The 3,201-nt window shown below is 57.4% G+C and carries 1 rRNA gene; it reads right to left on the bottom strand.

Features of this window, described 5'->3' with window-relative positions:
* Window positions 1-22: 22 nt before the first annotated feature.
* A 23S ribosomal RNA gene (locus tag QIS99_RS31920) occupies window positions 23-3,145 on the bottom strand.
* Between the last annotated feature and the right edge of the window lie 56 nt (window positions 3,146-3,201).

The following is a 3,201-nucleotide window of genomic DNA, read 5'->3' as shown; positions in this document are numbered from 1 at the left end:
AACACAGTGGACGCGAGCAACTGAGGACAAGCCCTCGGCCTATTAGTACCGGTCAGCTCCACACCTCGCGGTGCTTCCACATCCGGCCTATCAACCCAGTCGTCTACTGGGAGCCTTAACCCCTCAAAGGGGGTGGGAGTCCTCATCTCGAAGCAGGCTTCCCGCTTAGATGCTTTCAGCGGTTATCCTTTCCGAACGTAGCCAACCAGCCATGCCCTTGGCAGGACAACTGGCACACCAGAGGTTCGTCCGTCCCGGTCCTCTCGTACTAGGGACAGCCCTTCTCAAGACTCCTACGCGCACAGCGGATAGGGACCGAACTGTCTCACGACGTTCTAAACCCAGCTCGCGTACCGCTTTAATGGGCGAACAGCCCAACCCTTGGGACCGACTCCAGCCCCAGGATGCGACGAGCCGACATCGAGGTGCCAAACCATCCCGTCGATATGGACTCTTGGGGAAGATCAGCCTGTTATCCCCGGGGTACCTTTTATCCGTTGAGCGACGGCGCTTCCACAAGCCACCGCCGGATCACTAGTCCCGACTTTCGTCCCTGCTCGACCCGTCGGTCTCACAGTCAAGCTCCCTTGTGCACTTACACTCAACACCTGATTGCCAACCAGGCTGAGGGAACCTTTGGGCGCCTCCGTTACCCTTTGGGAGGCAACCGCCCCAGTTAAACTACCCATCAGACACTGTCCCTGATCCGGATCACGGACCCAGGTTAGACATCCAGCACGACCAGAGTGGTATTTCAACGACGACTCCACAACCACTGGCGTGGCCGCTTCAAAGTCTCCCACCTATCCTACACAAGCCGAACCGAACACCAATATCAAACTGTAGTAAAGGTCCCGGGGTCTTTCCGTCCTGCTGCGCGAAACGAGCATCTTTACTCGTAGTGCAATTTCACCGGGCCTATGGTTGAGACAGTCGAGAAGTCGTTACGCCATTCGTGCAGGTCGGAACTTACCCGACAAGGAATTTCGCTACCTTAGGATGGTTATAGTTACCACCGCCGTTTACTGGCGCTTAAGTTCTCAGCTTCGCAACCCCGAAAGGTCACTAACCGGTCCCCTTAACGTTCCAGCACCGGGCAGGCGTCAGTCCGTATACATCGCCTTACGGCTTCGCACGGACCTGTGTTTTTAGTAAACAGTCGCTTCTCGCTGGTCTCTGCGGCCACCCCCAGCTCACGGAGCAAGTCCGGTCACCGGGTGTGGCCCCCCTTCTCCCGAAGTTACGGGGGCATTTTGCCGAGTTCCTTAACCATAGTTCACCCGAACGCCTCGGTATTCTCTACCTGACCACCTGAGTCGGTTTAGGGTACGGGCCGCCATGAAACTCGCTAGAGGCTTTTCTCGACAGCATAGGATCATCCACTTCACCACAATCGGCTCGGCATCAGGTCTCAGACTGTATGCAAGGCGGATTTGCCTACCTTGCGTCCTACACCCTTACCCCGGGACAACCACCGCCCGGGCTGGACTACCTTCCTGCGTCACCCCATCACTCACCTACTACCACCTTGGGTCAGCGGCTCCACCACTCCCACCGACGGCAAAGCCGGCGGCGGGCGGTTTCACGGCCTTAGCATTAATGGGCTCGATGTTGGGCGCTTCAAAGCGGGTACCGGAATATCAACCGGTTGTCCATCGACTACGCCTGTCGGCCTCGCCTTAGGTCCCGACTTACCCTGGGCAGATCAGCTTGACCCAGGAACCCTTAGTCAATCGGCGCACACGTTTCTCACGTGTGTATCGCTACTCATGCCTGCATTCTCACTCGTGAACCGTCCACAACTCGCTTCCGCGGCTGCTTCACCCGGCACACGACGCTCCCCTACCCAACCCAGCCTCCGTTAGGAGTATTGCTGGATTGACACGACTTCGGCGGTACGCTTGAGCCCCGCTACATTGTCGGCGCGGAATCACTTGACCAGTGAGCTATTACGCACTCTTTCAAGGGTGGCTGCTTCTAAGCCAACCTCCTGGTTGTCTCTGCGACTCCACATCCTTTCCCACTTAGCGTACGCTTAGGGGCCTTAGTCGATGCTCTGGGCTGTTTCCCTCTCGACCATGGAGCTTATCCCCCACAGTCTCACTGCCGCGCTCTCACTTACCGGCATTCGGAGTTTGGCTAAGGTCAGTAACCCGGTAGGGCCCATCGCCTATCCAGTGCTCTACCTCCGGCAAGAAACACACGACGCTGCACCTAAATGCATTTCGGGGAGAACCAGCTATCACGGAGTTTGATTGGCCTTTCACCCCTAACCACAGGTCATCCCCCAGGTTTTCAACCCTGGTGGGTTCGGTCCTCCACGACCTCTTACAGCCGCTTCAACCTGCCCATGGCTAGATCACTCCGCTTCGGGTCTAGAGCGTGCAACTCAAACGCCCTGTTCGGACTCGCTTTCGCTACGGCTTCCCCACACGGGTTAACCTCGCTACACACCGCTAACTCGCAGGCTCATTCTTCAAAAGGCACGCAGTCACGAGATGCACCAAAGTGCATCCGACGCTCCCACGGCTTGTAGGCACACGGTTTCAGGTACTATTTCACTCCGCTCCCGCGGTACTTTTCACCATTCCCTCACGGTACTATCCGCTATCGGTCACCAGGGAATATTTAGGCTTAGCGGGTGGTCCCGCCAGATTCACACGGGATTTCTCGGGCCCCGTGCTACTTGGGTGTCTCTCAAACGAGCCGCTGACGTTTCGACTACGGGGGTCTTACCCTCTACGCCGGACCTTTCGCATGTCCTTCGCCTACATCAACGGTTTCTGACTCGCCTCACAGCCGGCAGACTGTGAAAGAGAGATCCCACAACCCCGCATGCGCAACCCCTGCCGGGTCTCACACGCATACGGTTTGGCCTCATCCGGTTTCGCTCGCCACTACTCCCGGAATCACGGTTGTTTTCTCTTCCTGAGGGTACTGAGATGTTTCACTTCCCCTCGTTCCCTCCACACTGCCTATGTGTTCAGCAGCGGGTGACAGCCCATGACGACTGCCGGGTTTCCCCATTCGGAAACCCCCGGATCAAAGCCTGGTTGACGACTCCCCGGGGACTATCGTGGCCTCCCACGTCCTTCATCGGTTCCTGGTGCCAAGGCATCCACCGTGCGCCCTTAAAAACTTGGCCACAGATGCTCGCGTCCACTGTGCAGTTCTCAAACAACGACCAACCACCCATCACCC

The organism is Streptomyces solicavernae (assembly GCF_029968095.1).
GTDB lineage: Bacteria > Actinomycetota > Actinomycetes > Streptomycetales > Streptomycetaceae > Streptomyces > Streptomyces solicavernae.
The sequence above is the reverse complement of the archived record's forward strand: the minus strand, read 5'-3'. Positions and strand labels throughout refer to the sequence as shown.